We start from the raw sequence: 19,241 nt of genomic DNA, 5'->3' as shown, positions 1-19,241 counted from the left end.
GCGCCACTGACATCGGTGGCCCTCACAGCTGATGGAGGGGGTTCGGGACGGTGCCGTGCACGGCGGCGTGCGGCCGGTCCGGGCGGTCGCGGTAGCCGTCCAGGTGCAGTCGGTTGCGGTTGAGACAGAGCCGCTCGATCCGGGGGGTGAGCAGGTCGAAGGTCTCGAACCGGTCCTTGAGCTCCGGGAAGCGCGCCTGGTACCGGAGGATCTCGGCCCGGACGAGCGACCAGAACTGGCTCTCCGCCACCCCGAGCTGCTCCTCGCAGACCGGCGCGAGATAGCGGAACACCCCGACGAAGAGCCCGGAGTGGATGAACTGGGTGAGGAACGACGGCGGCTCGGTGAGCAGCACCTCGCGCACCTCGGCGGGCATCGTGTCGTGCTCCGGCAGGGGCTCGGCGCTGACGTTGACGTCGTCGACGAAGTCCTTGATCGCCAGACGGACCGGGACGTCCTGCTCGTCGAAGACCACGATGGCGTTCTCGCCATGTGGGGAGAAGACCGTGCCGTACCGGTAGAGGAAGTGCAGCAGCGGCGGGAGCAGCGCGGCGAAGAGACGGCTGAGCCAGACGGCCGGATCGAGGCCCGAGCGGTGCACGAGCTCGGCGGTGAACGAACGGCCCTGCGGGTCGGTGAGGAGCAGCGCGGCGAGGGTGCGGGCCCGCTCACCGGGGTCCAGCTGCGGGGCGATGGGCTCGCGCCAGATGCAGCCGAGGAGTTCCCGGTACTGGTAGGGGACGCCGGGCAGCCGGTCGTAGAGCGGGTGCTCCACCGCGACGGAGGCGGTCTCGCCGAGCAGCACGACGCGGGTCTCGTCGCGCAGGAAGGGGTCCGCGTCGCGCAGCGCGTGGACCCAGCCGGTGACCGCGGGCGCGGCCAGGGTGCGCTCGGTGGGCAGGCCCCGCCACACCAGGGTGTTGAGGATGGACAGCGGCAGCTTGACCGTCCGGGCCTCCGGGCGGCTGGTGTTGAGGAACGTGCGGATCGACTGCTGCGGCAGCCGCAGGTCCTCGTCGGCGGGGAGCGGGATTATCGTTCCGTCGGCGACCTGCGGCGCGAAGAGCTGCGCGACGCTCTCGTCCCACTGCCAGGGGTGCACCGGAAGCCAGAGGTAGTCGGCGGGGTCGCGGCCCTGGTCGGTGACCGCGGCGGAGAACGCCTCCCGGGTGCGGGGCGCGAGCTCGTCGGCGTACAGCCGGTCGGGGGTGGCGAGCGCGGGAACGCCCCGGTAACGGGCCAGGTCGCGGTGGACCGCGAGCCAGGGAAGGCGGTGCGGCGTGCGGGCCTCCGGGGCCCACCGTTCGGTGTCGGTGGCGGAGAACCCGAGCCGGCCCTTGTTGACCACGATCCAGGGGTGCCCCGTCTGGTGTCCCTCGAGCTCGGCGTAGTCGAGGCCGGCGAGCTCCGCGGCGCTGCAGGACGTGGCCGCCAGGCGGGTGTCGGCGGCCAGGGTGGCGGTGATCTCGCGGACGAGGTGCCCGGTGGTGTCCCCGCTCAGGCCGAGCACGCCGGCGTGGGTGCGGGCGATGAACTGCAGCGGGTCCGCGGACGGAGTGATCGACTCCGGGTCGACCCGCCAGTGGCCGTAGGCGCCGCGCCGGGCGTGGAAGCGATAGACCGTGCCGTCGTCCACGGGGAGCCGGTGGGCCGTCGGATCATCCTCCTCGGGCTCGGGCGAGATCAGCTCCTCGTAGGCGAATTCGGCGAGCATCTTGGCGAGCAGGTGGCGGCTGGCTCGGTGCCAAGCGGCTTGACGCTGCTGGGGTGACGGGCGCAAAAGACGTGCTCCTCGGATGGGAACGGGGACGAGCCGAGCGGTTTAAGGAAAGCAGTGCACGGATCAGCGATGCCAGACGGCCTGATCACAGGAGGTGGCGATGAGGACGGTCGCGGATCATCAGGGCTGCTCGCTTGTCGGGGAGGTCGAGTTCGGCGGCGAAGCGGAAGCCCGCGCCGAGGAAGGCGGCGACGGACGGGGTGTTGCGCAGATCCGGCTCGGCCACGACCCGTCCGCAGGAGGGCCGGTGGTCGAGGACGAGATCGGCGACGGCGCGCAGCAGCGACGTGCCGATCCCCCGGCCGCGGTCTCCGACGGCGCCGATGAGCAGATGGACACCGGTGTCGTGGGGGCGGGCGGGGTAATGCCGGGCCAGGGGGTCGAGATCGGCACGGTACACCTCCCAGTAACTCATCGGTACGCCGTTCAGTACCCCGAGACAGGGCACGCTGCGCCCGTCTCCGTCGAGTTGGGCCCGCACATGGGCGGCCACCCTCTCATCGGGCCCGGCCAGGTCCCAGAAGGCGGCCACCGCGGGGTCGTTCATCCAGCGGGTGACGACCGGCAGATCGCGGCCGGCGCGCACGGGGACGAGCCGGAAGGTGCCCGGGGAGGTGCTCACCGGCCCCCAGGAACCGACGCCGCCCAGCAGGTCGTAGCGGTCGGGGTCGGGTGGGGGCTCGGCGGAGCCGTCCGCCGGCCCGGGTCCGTCGCCCCCCGCCCCGGTCGTCAGCGGTGCGAGGACCTCCACCAGGCGGAGGTCCAGCGTGTCCTCGGTGCTGGAGTCGGTGCCGGTTCCCGGCGGGTCGGACGGCACGGTGCCGCTCTCTCCTCTCGGATGTCTCGGGATGCCGGAGCCGTGGGACACCCCGGGGCCTGCCGTGGGTCATGTCCGCTGTTCGGAAAGGGGGTTGGGGACGGTGACGTAGACGGACTGGGTGTCGACGGGGCCGACCAGCTCGTCGAGGCCGTGCAGCCGGGTGAACAGGTTCGCCTTGCAGCGCAGCGTGGCGGATTCGAGCAGCCGGGCGGGCAGGGTGGAACCGAGCGCGGCCGGGCCCGCCGCGGCTTCGCCGAGGAAGCGGCGGAAAGCGGCCAGAAGGACGCGTTCGTCGGCGAGCCGCTGTGAGCCGAACGCCCCGATGAGTCCGAGGACGTTGTTGATGCCCAGGTAGTAGGCGAGGCGTTCGTCGGTGACGTCGTCGGAGACGAACGTGTCGCTCTCGGTTCCGATGCCGGGGAGCCTGCGCTCCAGACGGGCGCGGTGGGATTCGCGGAAGTAGTAGCCCTGGTTGTCCCGGTAGCGGCCACCGGCCGGCCAGCCGTGGGTGTCGAGGAGCACGAGCGTGTTCTGCTGGTGCGCTTCGAGCGCGACGCCCGCCTCGCCGTCGAGCCACAGCACGGGCCGGACCACGGCCTGGAGGTAGCGCAGGAACCACTCGGCGGACACGGCTCCGACGGGGTGGCCGGTGCGCCGGGCGAGCCGGGACACCAGGTCGGCGAGGCGGGACCGCATGAGCGGACTGCCCGCCGGGGCATCTGCGGGGAACGGGCGGGGCGAGGTGAGACCGGCGATGCAGACGGCGTCGTCACCGGGGCCGAACGGGTTGTGCCGGATGACGACGTCGAGGCCGGGGAGGGGGCTGCCGTCGGTGTCCGACACGGCGATCCAGGCCGGGTCGCGCACGATGTCGAAGCGGGGGTGGATCCGCTGCCACTGCTCGGCGAGACCGCTGCGCATCAGCCGGTGCACCTCGACGCCGCGCTGGAGTTCCTTGCGGAGGTTCTCGCGACGGGAGTTGGTGATGCGCAGGCCGAGGGAGAGCTTGAGCATGGCGGGCGCACCGGGGCGGTGCACGGTCCGGACGGAGGAGGTGGGGTGCCAGGGAGCGCCGAACGGCCCCAGGTCGTGCAGCAGTCCGGCATCGAGGAGTGCGGTGACGGCCGGACGGTGCCGGATCTCCCGGGCCTGCCAGGGGTGGAGCGGCAACGGCACGGTGCCGGGGGGCAGTTCGAGTCCGTCCCCGGCCAGCTCGGTGGTGAGCTGCTCGGCGGGGACGGGGCGGCCCCGTTCGGTCCATGCGGAGTCGGTGGCCAGGACCGCCCGGTCGACGGCCAGCCAGTGCAGCGGGAAGGAGCCGCGCAGCTCGGGTGAGTAAGCGCGGGATTCGGCGTCGGAGAGCCCCTCGCGGCTCTTGGGGGTGGGGTGCAGCGGATGACCGAGGACGAGCGACTGCTCGGCGTCGAGGAACAGGTCCCCGGCGAGGGGCACGCCGGGGTGGGCCCGCCGGTCGGCGATGAAATCCGCGGTGCGCCGGACGGAGTCGGCGACCCGGCCCACGAGTTCGGTGCCGCCTTCACCGGTACCGGCACCGCCGGTGGCGCTGTCGCCGGGGCCGGGAGCGGGCTTGCGGGGCGTGGAGTTGTGGAGCGTGGAGTCGCCGGGCGCCTCGGCGCCTGGCGCGGCGGTGCCCGGGGCCGCGGTGCCGGAGGGTGCGGTGCCGGGGGACGCGGTCTCGGAGGATGCGGTCTCGGAGGATGCGGTCTCGGAAGATGCGGTGCTGCCCTCGTCAGTTCCGGGGGCGGCCCTCCCGGGGGCACCGCTGCCGGACACTCCGGACCCCGGCACTGCTGCCCCGGGCATGCCGACCCCGGGCCCACCGGTGCCGGGAACCGCGGTGCCGGGGACTGCGTGGGCCGCCTCCCGGCCGAGCAGAGCGGCGAGGGTGACGGCGTCGACGGCGGGTGCGCCGTCGGGGGCGGTCTCCAGGACGGGTGCGCCGAACCGGTGCCAGCCGGTGGCCGACCAGTAGCGGACGGGGACCAGGAGCGCGGTGCCGCTGGCGGGCAGCGGGATCCGGAGGATGTCACCGCCCGGCGGGCGGGTGTCCGTCTCCCGCGTCCAGCAGCGCAGCAGGTTCTCCAGGGCCGCTGCCTCGGCCGCGACGCGCGGGTCGGGGTGGTCCAGCGGGTCCTGTCCTGCCGGGCGGGCGCCGTTGGGGCCGGCCTGCCGGGGTACGGCGTGCCGGTCGGTGGTCGCTGTGGCCTCGCGGCCGGAGCATACGTCCATGGTCTGGTCGGCGCGGTGTCCCCGGCGGTGGATCCGGGAACGGGGCGCCACCCTCCTTCGTCGGTTGGCTGGGCTGGAGATGCCTGCCGGAGCCGGGGCGCTCCCTGCTCCCGGGCGCCCGGCGCGGCAGGGCGCCGGGGCCCCGGGGGTTCGAGCGGGGAGCGCCGGTGGATATCCGGCCCACCCTGTCGGGCGGAGGTGCCGGGGCGGAAGGCGGCAACGGCGGCGCCGTGCCCCGCCGGGCCGTCCTCACCGGGAGGTACCCGGCGGCGCGGGTCGGGGCGGCCGGGGTACGGGCGGGTACACGTCGCGGACGGCCCCACCGTTCCGGACGGCGCTGGAGATCGCGTCGGTCAGCCGGTCGAGGACCGCTTCGGCCTGCTCGTCGGTGACGGTCAGCGGCGGCAGGAGGCGGACCACGCTGGAGTACCGGCCGCCGAGTTCGACGATCAGTCCACGCCGCAGGCACTCCCGCTGGACCTCGGCTGCCAGCAGTGGGGCGGCCGGCGGCCCGCCACCGAACGACGTGCCCCCCGTCGCCGGCGCATCGAACACCCCGCGTCCGGGCGCCGTGCCGGCGTCGGCCACCGTGGCACCGCTGTGGCCGCCGTCGAGGTATGCGTCGGTGCTGCCATGGCTGCGCTTCCGGCCGCTGCCGTCCGGGCCGGCCGCACGGCGGAACGGTGCCTCGCCCGCCTCGGCGGCCACCAGCTCCAGGCCGATCATGAGGCCCCTGCCGCGGACGTCACCGACACACGGCTGCTCCGCGGCGAAGCGGCGCAGCCGCTCCAGCATCCGGCCGCCGAGCACGGCCGCCCGCTCGGCGAGTCCGTGCTCCCGCACATACGCCAGCGTCGCCGCTCCCGCGGCCATCGCGAGCTGGTTGCCGCGGAAGGTTCCGGCGTGCGCACCCGGCTGCCAGAGGTCGAGGTCGTCGCGGTAGACCACGACGGCGAGCGGCAGGCTGCCGCCGATGGCCTTCGACAGCACCATGACGTCCGGCACCACCCCGCTGTGCTCGACGGCCCAGAAGGCTCCGGTGCGGCCGACGCCGGTCTGCACCTCGTCCGCGATGAGCGGAACGCCGCGTGCGGCGGTCAGTTCCCGCATCCGGCGCAGCCAGGGGTCGGGGGCCGGGATCACTCCGCCCTCCCCCTGCACCGGTTCGACGAGCATGCCGGCCGGGAGCGGCACTCCGCTCCTGGGGTCGTCCAGCAGCTGCTCGGTCCACCGTGCGGAGAGTTCCGCACCCCATGCGCCGCCGACCCCGAACGGGCAGCGGTAGTCGTACGGATAGGGCAGTCGCGCCACCCTGACGTCCTGTGCGCCCCCCGATGCTTCGAGTGCCCCCGCGGTCATCCCGTGGTACGCCCCGGAGAAGGCGAGGAGTCCGGACCGTCCGGTCGCGGTGCGGACGAGTTTGATCGCCGCCTCGACCGCGTCGCTTCCCGCGGGGCCGCAGAACTGCACGCGTGCCCGGTCGGCCAGGTCGCCCGGCAGGGTCCGGAACAGCTCGGTGGTGAAGGCGTCCTTGACCGGGGTCGCGAGGTCGAGCGCGTGCAGCGGTGCCCCGGAGTCGAGGACGGACCGGATGGCTTCCAGCACCACCGGGTGGTTGTGGCCGAGCGCCAGCGCCCCGGCGCCGGACAGGCAGTCGAGGTACCGCCGGCCGTCGGCCCCCTCGATCGTCATCCCCCGGGCCCGCACCGGGACGATGGGGAGCGCGCGCGCATACGTCCGCGCGGCCGACTCGCGGAGCGACTGCCGCCGGAGGATTCCCTCCTGGGCCGCGTCCGCGGCCCCCGCCGTGTCCTGCACGGCCACGGTGAGGGGAGCGGGCGGCGCCGTCGGCGGGGACTCGGTCACGGCCACGGTTCTCCTGTCCTCTGGATGAACGCTGGTTGGCTGTCCGCCGTACGTACCAACGACGCCGCGAGCGGCGGATCACGGGCAACCGGAAGATCCTTGGCGCCCCGGCGCCGTCGGCCCGGGAACCACGGCCCCGGCCGCGACCGTCCCCAACGGCACCGGCATAGTGGGGCTCTGCGCCTCGGTCGGGGTGCATGACAAGTTCATCTGCAGGGTTCGTACACATCCAGGGGGAGTTCCACCCATGCCTTCCATACGACGGCCCGCCCTCGCCGCAGCCGCGCTCGCCGCTGTGCTCGCGGTGACCGCGACCGCGTGCGGCCCGACGGACGACGACGCGAGCGACCAGCCGGGGGCCTCCGCGGGGCAGCAGGGGCAGGGCGCCGTCACCCCTCCGAAGGACATCAACCAGCGTCTGAAGGAGCTGGGGATAGACGTGGACAAGTGGAAGAACGGGGAGTGGAAGAAGAACTGGAACAAGGACGACTGGCTCCGCGAGGCCGGTGACTTCGTCAACCCGATCATCGAGGACCTCTGGAAGCCGGAGCGGATGAAGGGCGCGGAGGACCCGCAGAAGACGGTCCCCTCCGACCTCTCGGACGACCAGGGCGTCACCGACCCCGAGCCGGCGCCCGTCGAGGCGAGTCAGGTCCGGACGCCGTACCACGACAACGCGGCCCCGGTCGGCAAGGTCTTCTTCGACGGTCCCGACGGCTCGATGGTCTGCTCCGCCACGGTCGTGAAGGACCCGGCGCACCCGGGCAAGTCCAACATGGTCTGGACGGCGGGCCACTGTGTGCACGCGGGCAAGAAGGGCGGCTGGTACCGCAACATCGCCTTCGTCCCCTCCTTCAACGACAAGGGCGCTCCCGCGGCCCGGCTGAACAGCTCGCCCCGCGAGCAGGTCGCCCCGTACGGCACCTGGTGGGCGGACTGGGCGTCCACGTCCCAGCAGTGGATCAAGGAGGGTGAGGAAACGGGCGGCAGCGGCGCGCCGTACGACTTCGCCGTGCTGCATGTGAAGCCGGAGGCGGGCAGCGAGGGCAAGTCCCTGGAGGAGACCGTCGGTGCGGCCCTCCCGGTCGAGTTCAACGCCCCCGTGGTGAAGGACATCTCCAACATGGGCGCCTGGGGTTACCCGGCCGCGCCGCCGTTCGACGGCAGCAAGATGTTCTCCTGTGTCGACAAGCCGGGCCGGCTCTCCACGTCCTCGTCCCAGCCGACGATGTACCGGATCGGCTGCACCATGACGGGCGGCTCGTCCGGCGGCGGATGGTTCGCCAACGGAGCCGACGGCAAGCCGGCCCTGGTGTCCAACACCTCCATCGGCCCCGCCCCCGCCACCTGGCTGGCGGGACCGCACCTGGGCCCCGAGGCGAAGAGCATGTACGAGGCGGTCAGCCGGAAGTTCGCGAACCGCTGACCCGGTCACGGCCACCGGGCCACCCATGATGAAGGGGCCCGTTCCCACCGGTTGGTGGGAACGGGCCCCTTCATCATGAGCGGTGAGCCTGTGCGCGGTGCACGCTCCCCGGCAGACGCGCCAAGCGGACGGCCCCGTCACGCGGACGAACCCATCAGGCGGACGCATCCATCAGACGGGCGCATCCGTCAGGCGGGCGGCCGATCCACCGCGCAGGCCACGCCGTCAGGCGCGCCCGGCGGCCGGGACGTACGGCTGGAGCTCGGCCGCCAGTTCCTCGTGGACCCTGGCCGTGAGCAGCGTGCCCTCCGGGGTGTGCTCCTCGGAGATCACCTCACCGTCGGCGTGCGCCCGCGAGACCAACTGGCCGTGCGTGTACGGAACCAGCGCCTCGATCTCGACCCGGGGCCGCGGCAGCTCGTCGTCGATCAGCGCCAGCAGCTCGTCGATGCCCTGCCCCGAGCGGGCCGACACCGCGAGGGCCCGCGGCTCGATCCGGAGCAGGCGCTGGAGGACCAGCGGATCGGCCGCGTCCGCCTTGTTGACCACCACGATCTCGGGTACCTCGACGGCGCCCACGTCGCGGATGACCTCGCGGACCGCCGCCAGCTGCTCCTCCGGGAACGGGTGCGAACCGTCCACCACGTGCAGGATCAGATCGGAGTCACCGACCTCCTCCATCGTGGAGCGGAACGCCTCCACCAGGTGGTGCGGCAGATGCCGGACGAACCCGACGGTGTCGGCCAGGGTGTAGAGCCGGCCGCTGGGCGTCTCGGCCCGGCGGACGGTCGGGTCCAGGGTGGCGAACAGCGCGTTCTCCACCAGCACACCCGCGCCGGTCAGCCGGTTGAGCAGCGAGGACTTGCCGGCATTGGTGTAGCCGGCGATGGCGACCGAGGGCACCTTGTTGCGCCGGCGCTCCTGCCGCTTGATGTCGCGGCCGGTCTTCATCTCCGCGATCTCCCGGCGCATCTTCGCCATCTTCTCGCGGATCCGGCGCCGGTCCGTCTCGATCTTGGTCTCACCGGGACCACGGGTGGCCATACCGCCGCCCGAGGAACCGGAGCCACCGCCACCCATCTGCCGGGACAGCGACTGACCCCAGCCGCGCAGCCGCGGCAGCATGTACTGCATCTGCGCGAGCGAGACCTGCGCCTTGCCCTCTCGGGACTTGGCGTGCTGCGCGAAGATGTCGAGGATGAGGGCGGTCCGGTCGACCACCTTCACCTTGACGACGTCCTCGAGGTGGATGAGCTGACCCGGGGTGAGCTCACCGTCACAGACGACGGTGTCGGCTCCGCTCTCGAGCACGATGTCCCGCAGCTCCATGGCCTTGCCGGAGCCGATGTAGGTGGCCGGGTCGGGCTTGTCCCGGCGCTGGATCACGCCGTCCAGCACGACCGCGCCCGCCGTCTCGGCGAGCGCGGCCAGCTCCGCGAGGGAGTTGTCCGCGTCCTGCACCGTGCCGGACGTCCAGACGCCGACCAGCACCACGCGCTCCAGGCGCAGCTGCCGGTACTCGACCTCGGTGACGTCCTCGAGCTCGGTGGAAAGGCCCGCGACCCGGCGCAGGGCCGCGCGGTCGGAGCGGTCGTACTGTCCGCCGTCACGCTCCTCGTCGGCTTCGTAGCTCCAGGCGACGTCCTCTTCCATCAGGGCGTCGGCCCGAAGGCTTGTCGAGAAGCTCTGGGCGTCCTGGGAAGGGGAAGAAGAGGAGGTCATTGGATCCTTACGTCGATGGAAACTCTCGTCGGGAACAACGTCCGGGCCGCCTGGAGGATTCCCCGGCCGGACCGGGTTGCCGACGGGACGATGGTCCCACGGGCCCGCCCGGCCGTCACACCGGTTTTCCGGCCCGGTGCCGGGCCCCCGGCCGTGCGGCGGGGGCGGCCGGGCCGGTCCGCCAGTCCGGGTGCCCGGGCATGGCCGGGGTCCCGGCCCCGTACAGCCAGGGCCGCAGGAAGCCGGACTGGTCCCGGCCGGACACCTCGGAGGCGAGGGCGACGAAGTCGGCCGTGGCGGCGTGGCCGTCGCGGTACCGGCCGGCCCAGGCCCGTTCCAGCCGGTCGAACGCGGCCGGACCGATGCGCTGCCGCAGGGCGTACAGCACCAGGGCGCTCCCGTCGTAGACCACGGGGCGGAAAATGCCGATCTTCTGCCCCGGTTCGGGCGGTTTCGGGGCGGCGGGCGGCCCGCCGGACTCCCGCCAGGCGTCGGACTGCGCGTACGCCCGGCGCATCCGCTCGGCGAGCGGGACGCCGGCCCGCTCCTCGGCCCAGCGGGCCTCGTACCAGGTGGCGTGGCTCTCGCTGAGCCAGACGTCGGACCAGCGGGCCGGGCTGACGCTGTCGCCGAACCACTGGTGGGCCAGCTCGTGCACCATGACCGACTCGACGTACGCCTCGCTGAAGCGCGGGTCGGTGAAGAGCCGGCGCTCGAAGAGCGAGAGGGTCTGGGTCTCCAGCTCGAAGCCGGTCCGGGTGCCGGCGATCAGCAGCCCGTAGGTCTCGAACGGGTACCGTCCGACCTGCCGCTCCATCCAGGCGATCTGCCCGGGCGTCCGGGCCGCCCACCGCTCCATCCGCCAGCGGTCCGCCGCGGGCACCACGTCCCGTACCGGCAGCCCGTGCGGCCCCCGGCGCCGGAGCACCGCGGAGCGCCCGATGGAGACCTGGGCCAGTTCGGTGGCCATCGGATGCGCGCTGCGGTACTCCCAGGTCGTGGTGGTCCGGCCGGGCCGGCGGGCCGTCCGGAGCCCGCCGGCGACGACGGTGAGGTCCCGCGGTGCGGTGACCCGGAAGGTGAACACGGCCTTGTCGGAGGGGTGGTCGTTGCAGGGGAAGACGCGGTGGGCGGCATCGGCCTGATTGGCCATCGCCAGACCGTCGTCGGTCCGTACCCAGCCGCCGTCGGCGCCCGTGCCCGGGTCGCTGGTGTGCGCGATGCCGATGCGGAGCGGAGCGCCCTCGGGCACGGGTTCGGCCGGGGTGACGGCGAGGTCCTCGCCCACGTTCGAGAAGGCCGCGGGTGCGCCGTTGACCCGGACGGCGGTGACGGTCCCCCGGGCGAAGTCCAGATTGAAGCGGTCCAGCGGCGCCGCGGCACGGGCCCGGACGGTGGTGACCGCCCGGAGGGGCTCGGTGTTGTCGCCCGAGTAGTGGAGGGCGATGTCGTACGCCCGGACGTCGTAGCCCGGGTTTCCCAGGTGGGGGTAGAGCCGGTCGCCGATGCCCTGGGCGGCAGGTTCCGGCGCGGCGGCCGCGACGAGCGCAGCCAGGGCGGCGGTGACCAGGGCTGTCCGGCGGGGCGCGGGTCGGGTCATGCCCTACGGCTACCAGCGCGGCAGCGGAGCCCGGCGGAGCCGCGCGCCCTGCCCACTCGAACGGCTGGTGCCCGGCCGGTTGAGTGCACGGGCGGTTGAGTGCACAGGCGGTTCAGTGCACGGGCCGGTGCCCGGCGGCCGGGGCGTGCGCCCGGCTCACGTCGTACACGCCGGGAACGCGGAGCATGGCGCGCATCAGTCCGGACAGGCCCGCGGCGTCGGGGAGCTGGAGGGTGTAGGTGTGACGGACCCGCTGCTCGTGGGGCGGTTCCACCGCGGCGGCGACAATGGCCGCCCCCTCCTGGGCGATGGCCTCGGTGAGGTCGGCGAGCAGGTGCGGCCGGCCGAAGGCCTCCGCGAGCAGGGTGACGCGGCAGTCACCGCGGCCGGCCCCGTCGCCGCCGCACCAGCGCACCCCGACCGGTGGCCGTCCGGACACCGTCATCCGGGCGACGGCGGGACACTGGGCGCGGTGCACGGTCACCGTCCCGCCCCGTACTTCGAACCCGGTGACGGGGTCGGGCGGCACCGGGGTGCAGCAGCCCGCGAGCCGCACCGCGGCGCCCGGCAGGTCCGGTACGGCGGCGACGGCTCCCTCGGGGTCCAAGGCGGCCGCCCGCGGCTCCGCTTCCGCCGGGGCGCTCCCCGGCTGCGCGGCGGGCGCGGTGTCGGGAGGCACCTGCGCCGCGTCCGGGTGGGCGGTGAGCCAGTGACCGATCGCGATCCGCGCGGCGGGGGTACGGGCGTGCTCCAGCCAGTCGGGGGACGGCCCCGCGGAGGGGTCCTGGGTCATGAGGAGTTGCAGGGTGTCGCCGTCGCCGAGCACGGTGGCGAGCGTGGCCAGCCGGCCGTTGACCCGGGCTCCGATACAGGTGTGCGCGGCCTCCCCGTGCCACGCGTACGCCGCGTCCACACAACTGGCGCCTGCCGGGAGGCCGAGCGCGCCGCCGTCGGCACGGAAGACGGTGATCTCCGCGTCCTGCGCGAGGTCGTCGCGGAGCGAGGCCCAGAAGGTGTCGGGGTCGGGTGCGGACTGCTGCCAGGCGAGCAGCCGGGACAGCCAGCCGGGCCGGGTGGGGTCGGCACGCTCCCCGTCCGCCTCGGCCGCCTCGGGGGCTTCGGTCGTCGGGGCGTACGGATTGCCCAGCGCGATCACGCCGGCCTCGGCCACCCGGTGCATCTGGTGGGTACGGATGAGGACTTCGGCGACGTCGCCGCCCGGCCGGCCGGCCACGGCCGTGTGCAGCGACTGGTACAGGTTGAACTTCGGGGCCGCGATGAAGTCCTTGAACTCGGAGACGACCGGGGTGAAACAGGTGTGGAGCTCGCCGAGGACGGCGTAGCAGTCGGCGTCCTCCGCGACGAGGACCAGGATGCGGCCGAAGTCGGCGCCGCCGAGCCGGCCGCGTTTGAGCCGGACCCGGTGCACGGAGACGAAGTGCCGCGGCCGGACCAGCACATCGGCCGCGATGCCCGCCTCCCGCAGCACGGCTGCGAGCGCCTCGGCGATCCGGGTGAGCGGATCGGGGCGGTTCGCGTGCTCGAGCAGCAGGTCGCGGGTGCGGGCGTACTCCTCGGGGTGCAGGACGGCGAAGACCAGGTCCTCCAGCTCGGTCTTGAGCGCCTGTACGCCGAGCCGCTCGGCCAGCGGGATCAGCACGTCGCGGGTGACCCGGGCGATCCTGGCCTGCTTCTCGGGGCGCATCACACCGAGGGTGCGCATGTTGTGGAGGCGGTCGGCGAGCTTGATGGACATGACGCGGACGTCGTTGCCGGTGGCGACGAGCATCTTGCGGAAGGTCTCCGGCTCCGCCGCAGCCCCGTAGTCCACCTTCTCGAGTTTGGTGACCCCGTCGACGAGGTAGCGGACCTCCTCGCCGAACCCCTCCCCGACCTGGTCGAGGGTCAGCTCGGTGTCCTCGACGGTGTCGTGGAGGAGGGAGGCGGTCAACGTGGTCGTCTCGGCGCCGAGTTCGGCGAGGATGAGCGTCACCGCGAGGGGGTGGGTGATGTACGGTTCGCCGCTCTTGCGGGTCTGCCCCCGGTGCGAGGACTCGGCGAGCAGATAGGCCCGGCGGAGCTGGTCGAGGTCGGCGCCCGGATGCCGCGCCCGGTGCACCTTGGCCACATGGTCGATGGCGTCCGGGAGGCGGTCCCGCGGGCCGGGGCCCAGCAGCGCCGCGCGACCGAGTCTGCGCAGATCGATGCGGGCGCGCCTGCGGGCCGGCGGACCAGGGTTGACGGCCTCGCTCATGGGCACCTCCGGCGGCGTCGGCACCGGCGGGAGCGGGGCCGGTGCCCGGCGCCCGGGCCGGTGCTTGATGCTATCGAGCCCGTCACCCACGGATGACCGGCTCTCGCTCAGCGTGAACCGGTTCACCCATTCGAGGGAGGCGTCAGACGAACGCGGTTGCGAGCCACTCCGGGTCGATCACGCCCTCGGCCACGATCACGGCCGGGCCGGTCATCTCGATGCGGCCGTCCGGGTGCTCGGAGATCAGCAGCCGGCCGCCGGGGAGGTCCACGGTGTAGGTGGCGGGGCTGCCGGTCACGGCCGGGTCGACGCCGTCGCGGCGGGCCGCGGCGACCATGACGGCGCAGGCCCCGGTGCCGCAGGAGCGGGTCTCCCCCGAACCGCGCTCGTGCACCCGCATGGCGACGTGGCCCGGGGCACGGTCCACGACGAACTCGACGTTGGTGCCGTCGGGGTACGCGGACGCGGGGTGCACCGGCGGGGCGGTGAACAGGTTCCCGGCGTGGGCGAGGTCCTCGACGAAGGCGACGGCGTGCGGGTTGCCCATGTTGACGTGGCGCGCGGGCCAGCTGCGCTCCCCCACGGTCACCGTGACCTCGCCGTCGGGGAGCAGCGCGGCCCCCATGCCGACGGTGATGTCGCCGTCCCCGCCGGCCGCCGGTGCCTTGGCGATGTGCACCTGCCGCACGCCGGCCCGGGTGGCGACGGCGAGATCGCCGGCCTCGACCAGGCCCGCACGCTGGAGGTACCGGGCGAAGACCCGTACGCCGTTGCCGCACATCTCGGCGACGCTGCCGTCGCCGTTCCGGTAGTCCATGAACCACTCGGCCTCGGCGGCCATCGTGGCGGCCTCGGGGTGTGCCGCGGACCGCACCACGTGGAGCAGCCCGTCCCCGCCGATGCCGGCCCGCCGGTCGCAGAGCCGCGCCACGACCGCGGGGGGCAGGTCGAGGGCGTTGCCGGGGTCGGGAACGATCACGAAGTCGTTCTCGGTGCCATGGCCCTTGAGGAAGGTGATCTGCTCGGTGCTCACCCCTCGATCCTACGGGCCGGTCCGGCAGCGGGGAGTCCGACCTGCGGGCCCGGTGGCGGGCGGCCCCGTCCGGGCCCCGCCCATGGGCGGGGCCGTGCCCGGCCGTGATGCGCCGGGGTGGTTGCCGTGGCTCAGCGGAGGCGGGCGACCCGCCAGATGGCGAGTGCCGCGACCGTGGTGACCAGCAGGGCGTAGAGCGCGATGACGCGCCAGTCGGGGCGTTTGCCCGAGCCGCGCGGCGCGAGCCCGGGCCAGGTGAGGCCGACCCGGCGGGCCGCCATCATGCCCCAGCCCGCCGCGCAGCAGCTGATCAGCAGGCCGAGCAGGGCCACCATCGCTCCGCTGTCGCCGAATTCGAAGGCGAGCGGGAAGGCGAACATCAGGGAGCCGGCGGCCGCGAGACCCACGATGGGCGCGATCTGCCAGATCCGGAGCCGTCGCGGCGGGCGCAGCTCGCGGAAGGACTCGCCGCCGGTCGCCGGCTCGGGGCCGTCCGGGGTGAGCTCCTCGGTCCGTCGGTCCTGCGGCTGCGGTCTGTCGCGAGGGCCGGCCTCCATTGCCACGCGCCCTCCCAACTCGGACTTCACGGCTGATCGAAGTCCGATGATGACACGCACTCGGATGCCCGGAAGGCGTACGGAGCCTCCCGATGCCATCACGTGATCAGGCTGTGACCGCTCGTTCGACCAACGTCAACGCGCGGCTCCGGAGTTCCGGCAGCCGGTCGGCCGCTCCGCTGAGCCAGTGCACCCGGGGATCGCGCCGGAACCAGGAGTCCTGACGGCGTGCGAACCGCTTGGTGGCGCGCACGGTCTCGGCACGCGCCGCGTCCTCCGTGCACTCTCCCGACAGGAAGGTGAGGACCTGCTGATAGCCGAGGGCCCGGGAGGCCGTGCGCCCCTCGCGGAGGCCGGCGGCCTCCAGGGTGCGCACCTCGTCGACGAGTCCCTGGTCCCACATCCGGTCGACCCGTGAGGTGATGCGTGCGTCCAGCTCCGGACGGCCGACGTCCACCCCGATCTGGACGGTGTCGTAGACGGACTCGTGGCCCGGGAGGTTGGCGGTGAAGGGCCGGCCGGTGATCTCGATGACCTCCAGGGCGCGGACGATCCGCCGGCCGTTGCCGGGCAGGATCGCCCGGGCCGCCGCCGGGTCGGCCGCGGCCAGCCGGGCGTGCAGCGGACCGGGGCCCTCGGCGGCCAACTCGGCCTCCAGGCGGGCGCGTACGTCCGGATCGGTGCCCGGGAACTCCATGACGTCGATCGCCCCGCGGACGTACAGCCCGGAGCCGCCGACCAGTACCGGAGTGCGGCCGGCGGCCAGCAGCCGGTCGATCTCCGCCCGGGCCAGCCGCTGGTACTCGGCGACGCTGGCGGCCTCCGTGACGTCCCAGATGTCCAGCAGCCGGTGCGGCACGCCGCGGCGTTCCTCGGGCGTCAGCTTGGCGGTGCCGATGTCCATGCCGCGGTACAGCTGCATGGAGTCGGCGTTGATCACCTCGCCGTCGAAGTGCTCGGCCAGGGCCACGCCGAGATCGGACTTTCCGGCCGCGGTGGGACCCACCACGGCGATGACCCGGGGCACGGGCGCTGAACTTGTCACTGGCACAGTCTCGCAAACCCCGGCCGCCCTCCTCGAACGAGCGACGTGACGGCCCGCCCCCGGGGTCGTTGCGTGGGGCGAGGTTCCGCCGCCGGTGTACGCACCGGTGCCGGGGGGCGACGCAAGGGGACGCTCCGGGCTGCGCGGGATGTCACTCACCCCAGCGAGGTTATGGAGTAGATATGGGCGTGTTTTCACGGTTCAGGCGTCGTTCGTCCGCAGCGTCAACCGACGAGGCGGCAGCCGCCCCTCAGACGGCGGAATCCACAGAGCCCGCGGTTGACGCCGAGGCCGCGTCCGAGGCGTCGCCGGAGACGAAGGACGGGGTGGAGATCCCGAAGCAGCAGTCCGCGGAGGAGGCCGCCGACAGCGAGGCCGGTGAGGGCGCCCGCAAGTAGGCCCCGCCGCACCCTGTCGACGGACGGCCGCGAAGCCCCGTTGCCTCGCGGCCGTCCGCGTGTCCGGACCCGGCGTCTCTTCCGGCCGCCCGGCTACGACCAGACGGCGACGGAGTACCCCACCCCGTAGGGAGCGTCGTCGTACAGCAGCGCGCCGGCCAGCCCGGCGCCCTCTCCCGCCCCCGCCAGCACCTGCCAGGGCGCCCGCCCCGCGGCCTTCAGCTCCCGCGCCGTCCGCTCGTCGACGGCCAGCAGCGCCTCGGTGTCGGCGGCGCCCAGTGCCCGGGCGGCCCCGGCGTCGAAATCCGCGGCCCGGTCGTCGAGGTAGCCGGGGGCCTTCAGGGTCCGGCAGGCGCTGCCGTCGCCCATGACCAGCAGGGCGAGCCGCTCGGCACCGGCGGCGCTCTCCCGGCCGAGTGCGGCGCAGCGTCCGGAGGGGAGAGCGGTGTCGATCCCCAGGCCCTCGACGGGTGCGGCCGTGAAATCCGTGTGCTCCAGCAGCCAGGCCGCGACGGCGAGGGACGGCGGCAGCTCCCGTGCGGAACCGTCGCCCGCACCCAGGCGGACGGCCCGGTCCACGCCGAAGCCCCGGAACGATCCGGCCGCACCCGACGGGTACGGGCCCTGCTCCTCCGGCCCGGCCGGGCCGATCACCAGCAGGCGGTCGGGGCGGGCGGCGGCGAGCACGGCGACGGCGTCCGAACAGGCCGTCCGGAGGCCGTCGAGTTCGGCCGCCGCCCCGGCGGCCACGTCGGGCACGAGGAGCGGCGGGCAGGGGCACACGGCGGCTGCGGCAAGCATGCCCGAACCCTACGCGCGCCGCTCGGGCGCCGGTGCGGGGGCCGAGTGCCGCCCGGCGGCCGGGCGGCACTGTGCCTCAGGTGGCTCCAGCCGTCAGCCGCAGCCGCCGGTCACGGACGGCAGCGGCGCGGGGACGCCCACCGTGGGCAGGCCCAGCATCACGCCGGGGGACTCCTGCGGGGCCGCGGTGCGGCGCTCCCAGGCGTCACCGGCGCGGGTGCGGCGGACGCCCTTCGCCGGCCCCTCGGCGAGCAGGTGGTGCGGGGCGGCGTAGGTGATCTCCACCTCGACGACGTCGCCCGGCCGGACCGGTTCCTCGGGGCGGGTGAAGTGCACCAGGCGGTTGTCGGGGGCACGGCCGGAGAGCCGCCGGGTGGCGTCGTCCTTGCGGCCCTCGCCCTCGGCGACCAGGACCTCGAGGGTCCGGCCGACCTGCTGCTTGTTCTCCGACCAGCTGATCTCCTCCTGGAGGGCCACCAGACGCTCGTAGCGCGCCTGCACGACCTCCTTGGGGATCTGCCCGTCCATCTCCGCCGCGGGCGTCCCGGGGCGCTTGGAGTACTGGAAGGTGAACGCCTGGGCGAAGCGCGCCTCCCGGACCACGTGCATGGTCTGCTCGAAGTCCTCCTCGGTCTCGCCGGGGAAGCCCACGATGATGTCGGTCGAGATGGCGGCGTCCGGCATGGCGGCGCGCACCTTCTCGATGATGCCGAGGAAGCGGTCCTGGCGGTAGGAGCGGCGCATCGCCTTGAGGACGGTGTCCGAGCCGGACTGCAGCGGCATGTGGAGCTGCGGCATCACGTTCGGCGTCTCGGCCATGGCGGCGATCACGTCGTCGGTGAAGTCGCGGGGGTGCGGGGAGGTGAAGCGGACCCGCTCCAGCCCTTCCACCTGGCCGCAGGCGCGCAGCAGCTTGCTGAACGCCTCGCGGTCCCCGATGTCGGAGCCGTAGGCGTTGACGTTCTGCCCGAGCAGCGTGATCTCGGTGACGCCCTCGGCGACCAGCGCCTCCACCTCGGCGAGGATGTCGCCCGGCCGGCGGTCCTTCTCCTTGCCGCGGAGCGCGGGGACGATGCAGAAGGTGCAGGTGTTGTTGCAGCCGACGGAGATGGAGACCCAGGCCGCGTACGCCGACTCGCGGCGGGTGGGCAGCGTGGAGGGGAAGGCCTCCAGCGACTCGGCGATCTCGACCTGCGCCTCTTCCTGGACGCGCGCCCGCTCCAGCAGCACCGGGAGGCTGCCGATGTTGTGCGTGCCGAACACCACGTCGACCCAGGGGGCCTTCTTGACGATGGTGTCGCGGTCCTTCTGCGCGAGGCAGCCGCCGACGGCGATCTGCATCCCGGGCCGCTTCGCCTTCATCGGGGCGAGCCGGCCGAGATTGCCGTAGAGCCGGTTGTCGGCGTTCTCCCGCACCGCGCAGGTGTTGAAGACGACGATGTCCGCCTCACCCTCGGCGTGGCCTTCGGGCGCCCGGACGTACCCGGCGTCCTCCAGCAGGCCGGAGAGCCGCTCGGAGTCGTGGACATTCATCTGGCACCCGTAGGTGCGCACCTCGTAAGTCTTCGCGCTCATCTCGCCCACCAGGGTACGTGGTCACCACCCGGCTCCGCCCCCGCCTTCCGTGCGCTCCCCGGGCGCCGCGTGATCCCGCCCGGCGCCCCTGGCCCCGGGCTGCCCGGGCTGGCA

Annotated in this window: 14 protein-coding genes; 2 read left to right on the top strand and 12 right to left on the bottom strand. The window is 73.7% G+C overall.

Features of this window, described 5'->3' with window-relative positions:
• Positions 1 to 22: 22 nt before the first annotated feature.
• The 4 genes from ACFYYR_RS22825 to ACFYYR_RS22810 all read right to left on the bottom strand — a co-directional run bounded on the left by ACFYYR_RS22825 (position 23) and on the right by ACFYYR_RS22810 (position 6,674).
• Positions 23 to 1,780 (bottom strand): IucA/IucC family protein, encoded by a 1,758-nt coding sequence (locus ACFYYR_RS22825; RefSeq protein ID WP_388856462.1) that lies wholly within the window; start codon positions 1,778 to 1,780, stop codon positions 23 to 25.
• Between the two features lie 85 nt (positions 1,781 to 1,865).
• Positions 1,866 to 2,597 (bottom strand): GNAT family N-acetyltransferase, encoded by a 732-nt coding sequence (locus ACFYYR_RS22820; RefSeq protein ID WP_388856458.1) that lies wholly within the window; start codon positions 2,595 to 2,597, stop codon positions 1,866 to 1,868.
• A 69-nt stretch (positions 2,598 to 2,666) separates the two neighbouring features.
• A complete protein-coding gene (locus ACFYYR_RS22815; RefSeq protein ID WP_388856455.1) occupies positions 2,667 to 4,850 on the bottom strand; it encodes an IucA/IucC family protein in 2,184 nt (727 codons plus the stop codon).
• 249 nt (positions 4,851 to 5,099) lie between these two features.
• The gene (locus ACFYYR_RS22810; protein ID WP_388856948.1) at positions 5,100 to 6,674 is read right to left on the bottom strand and encodes a diaminobutyrate--2-oxoglutarate transaminase family protein; all 1,575 of its coding nucleotides are present in this window, start codon (positions 6,672 to 6,674) and stop codon (positions 5,100 to 5,102) included.
• Between the two features lie 289 nt (positions 6,675 to 6,963).
• Between ACFYYR_RS22810 and ACFYYR_RS22805 the strand changes: the two genes are divergently transcribed.
• On the top strand, positions 6,964 to 8,142 hold the full coding sequence (locus ACFYYR_RS22805) for a trypsin-like serine peptidase (protein ID WP_388856452.1): 1,179 nt from the start codon (positions 6,964 to 6,966) through the stop codon (positions 8,140 to 8,142).
• Positions 8,143 to 8,367: 225 nt separating this feature from the next.
• On the opposite strand, the gene hflX is transcribed toward ACFYYR_RS22805, so the two are convergent.
• From hflX to miaA, 6 genes are all read right to left on the bottom strand, one after another.
• Positions 8,368 to 9,864 (bottom strand): GTPase HflX, encoded by a 1,497-nt coding sequence (hflX, locus tag ACFYYR_RS22800; RefSeq protein ID WP_388856449.1) that lies wholly within the window; start codon positions 9,862 to 9,864, stop codon positions 8,368 to 8,370.
• A 115-nt stretch (positions 9,865 to 9,979) separates the two neighbouring features.
• Positions 9,980 to 11,464 (bottom strand): M1 family metallopeptidase, encoded by a 1,485-nt coding sequence (locus ACFYYR_RS22795; protein WP_388856446.1) that lies wholly within the window; start codon positions 11,462 to 11,464, stop codon positions 9,980 to 9,982.
• A gap of 112 nt (positions 11,465 to 11,576) precedes the next feature.
• Positions 11,577 to 13,718 (bottom strand): RelA/SpoT family protein, encoded by a 2,142-nt coding sequence (locus ACFYYR_RS22790; RefSeq protein WP_388856443.1) that lies wholly within the window; start codon positions 13,716 to 13,718, stop codon positions 11,577 to 11,579.
• Positions 13,719 to 13,860: 142 nt separating this feature from the next.
• Entirely contained in the window at positions 13,861 to 14,751 is an 891-nt protein-coding gene (gene dapF / locus ACFYYR_RS22785) for a diaminopimelate epimerase (RefSeq protein ID WP_388856439.1), read from the bottom strand.
• 131 nt (positions 14,752 to 14,882) lie between these two features.
• The gene (locus tag ACFYYR_RS22780; RefSeq protein WP_388856945.1) at positions 14,883 to 15,308 is read right to left on the bottom strand and encodes a hypothetical protein; all 426 of its coding nucleotides are present in this window, start codon (positions 15,306 to 15,308) and stop codon (positions 14,883 to 14,885) included.
• 106 nt (positions 15,309 to 15,414) lie between these two features.
• Positions 15,415 to 16,353 (bottom strand): tRNA (adenosine(37)-N6)-dimethylallyltransferase MiaA, encoded by a 939-nt coding sequence (gene miaA / locus ACFYYR_RS22775; RefSeq protein WP_388856436.1) that lies wholly within the window; start codon positions 16,351 to 16,353, stop codon positions 15,415 to 15,417.
• 182 nt (positions 16,354 to 16,535) lie between these two features.
• Here miaA and ACFYYR_RS22770 point away from each other — a divergent pair, with 182 nt between their 5' ends.
• Positions 16,536 to 16,751 (top strand): gliding motility protein, encoded by a 216-nt coding sequence (locus ACFYYR_RS22770; protein WP_388856433.1) that lies wholly within the window; start codon positions 16,536 to 16,538, stop codon positions 16,749 to 16,751.
• A 93-nt stretch (positions 16,752 to 16,844) separates the two neighbouring features.
• Here ACFYYR_RS22770 and ACFYYR_RS22765 read toward each other — a convergent pair whose 3' ends face one another.
• Positions 16,845 to 17,552 carry a class III extradiol dioxygenase subunit B-like domain-containing protein gene (locus tag ACFYYR_RS22765; RefSeq protein WP_388856430.1) on the bottom strand — a complete coding sequence of 236 codons (708 nt, stop codon included), beginning with the start codon at positions 17,550 to 17,552 and terminating at the stop codon, positions 16,845 to 16,847.
• 93 nt (positions 17,553 to 17,645) lie between these two features.
• Positions 17,646 to 19,127: a tRNA (N6-isopentenyl adenosine(37)-C2)-methylthiotransferase MiaB gene (gene miaB, locus ACFYYR_RS22760; RefSeq protein WP_388856427.1), complete on the bottom strand. Its 1,482-nt coding sequence runs from the start codon at positions 19,125 to 19,127 to the stop codon at positions 17,646 to 17,648.
• Positions 19,128 to 19,241 lie beyond the last annotated feature (114 nt).

The organism is Streptomyces sp. NPDC001922 (assembly GCF_042891165.1).
Taxonomy (GTDB): domain Bacteria; phylum Actinomycetota; class Actinomycetes; order Streptomycetales; family Streptomycetaceae; genus Streptomyces.
This window is presented reverse-complemented; position numbering and strand designations above follow the sequence as displayed.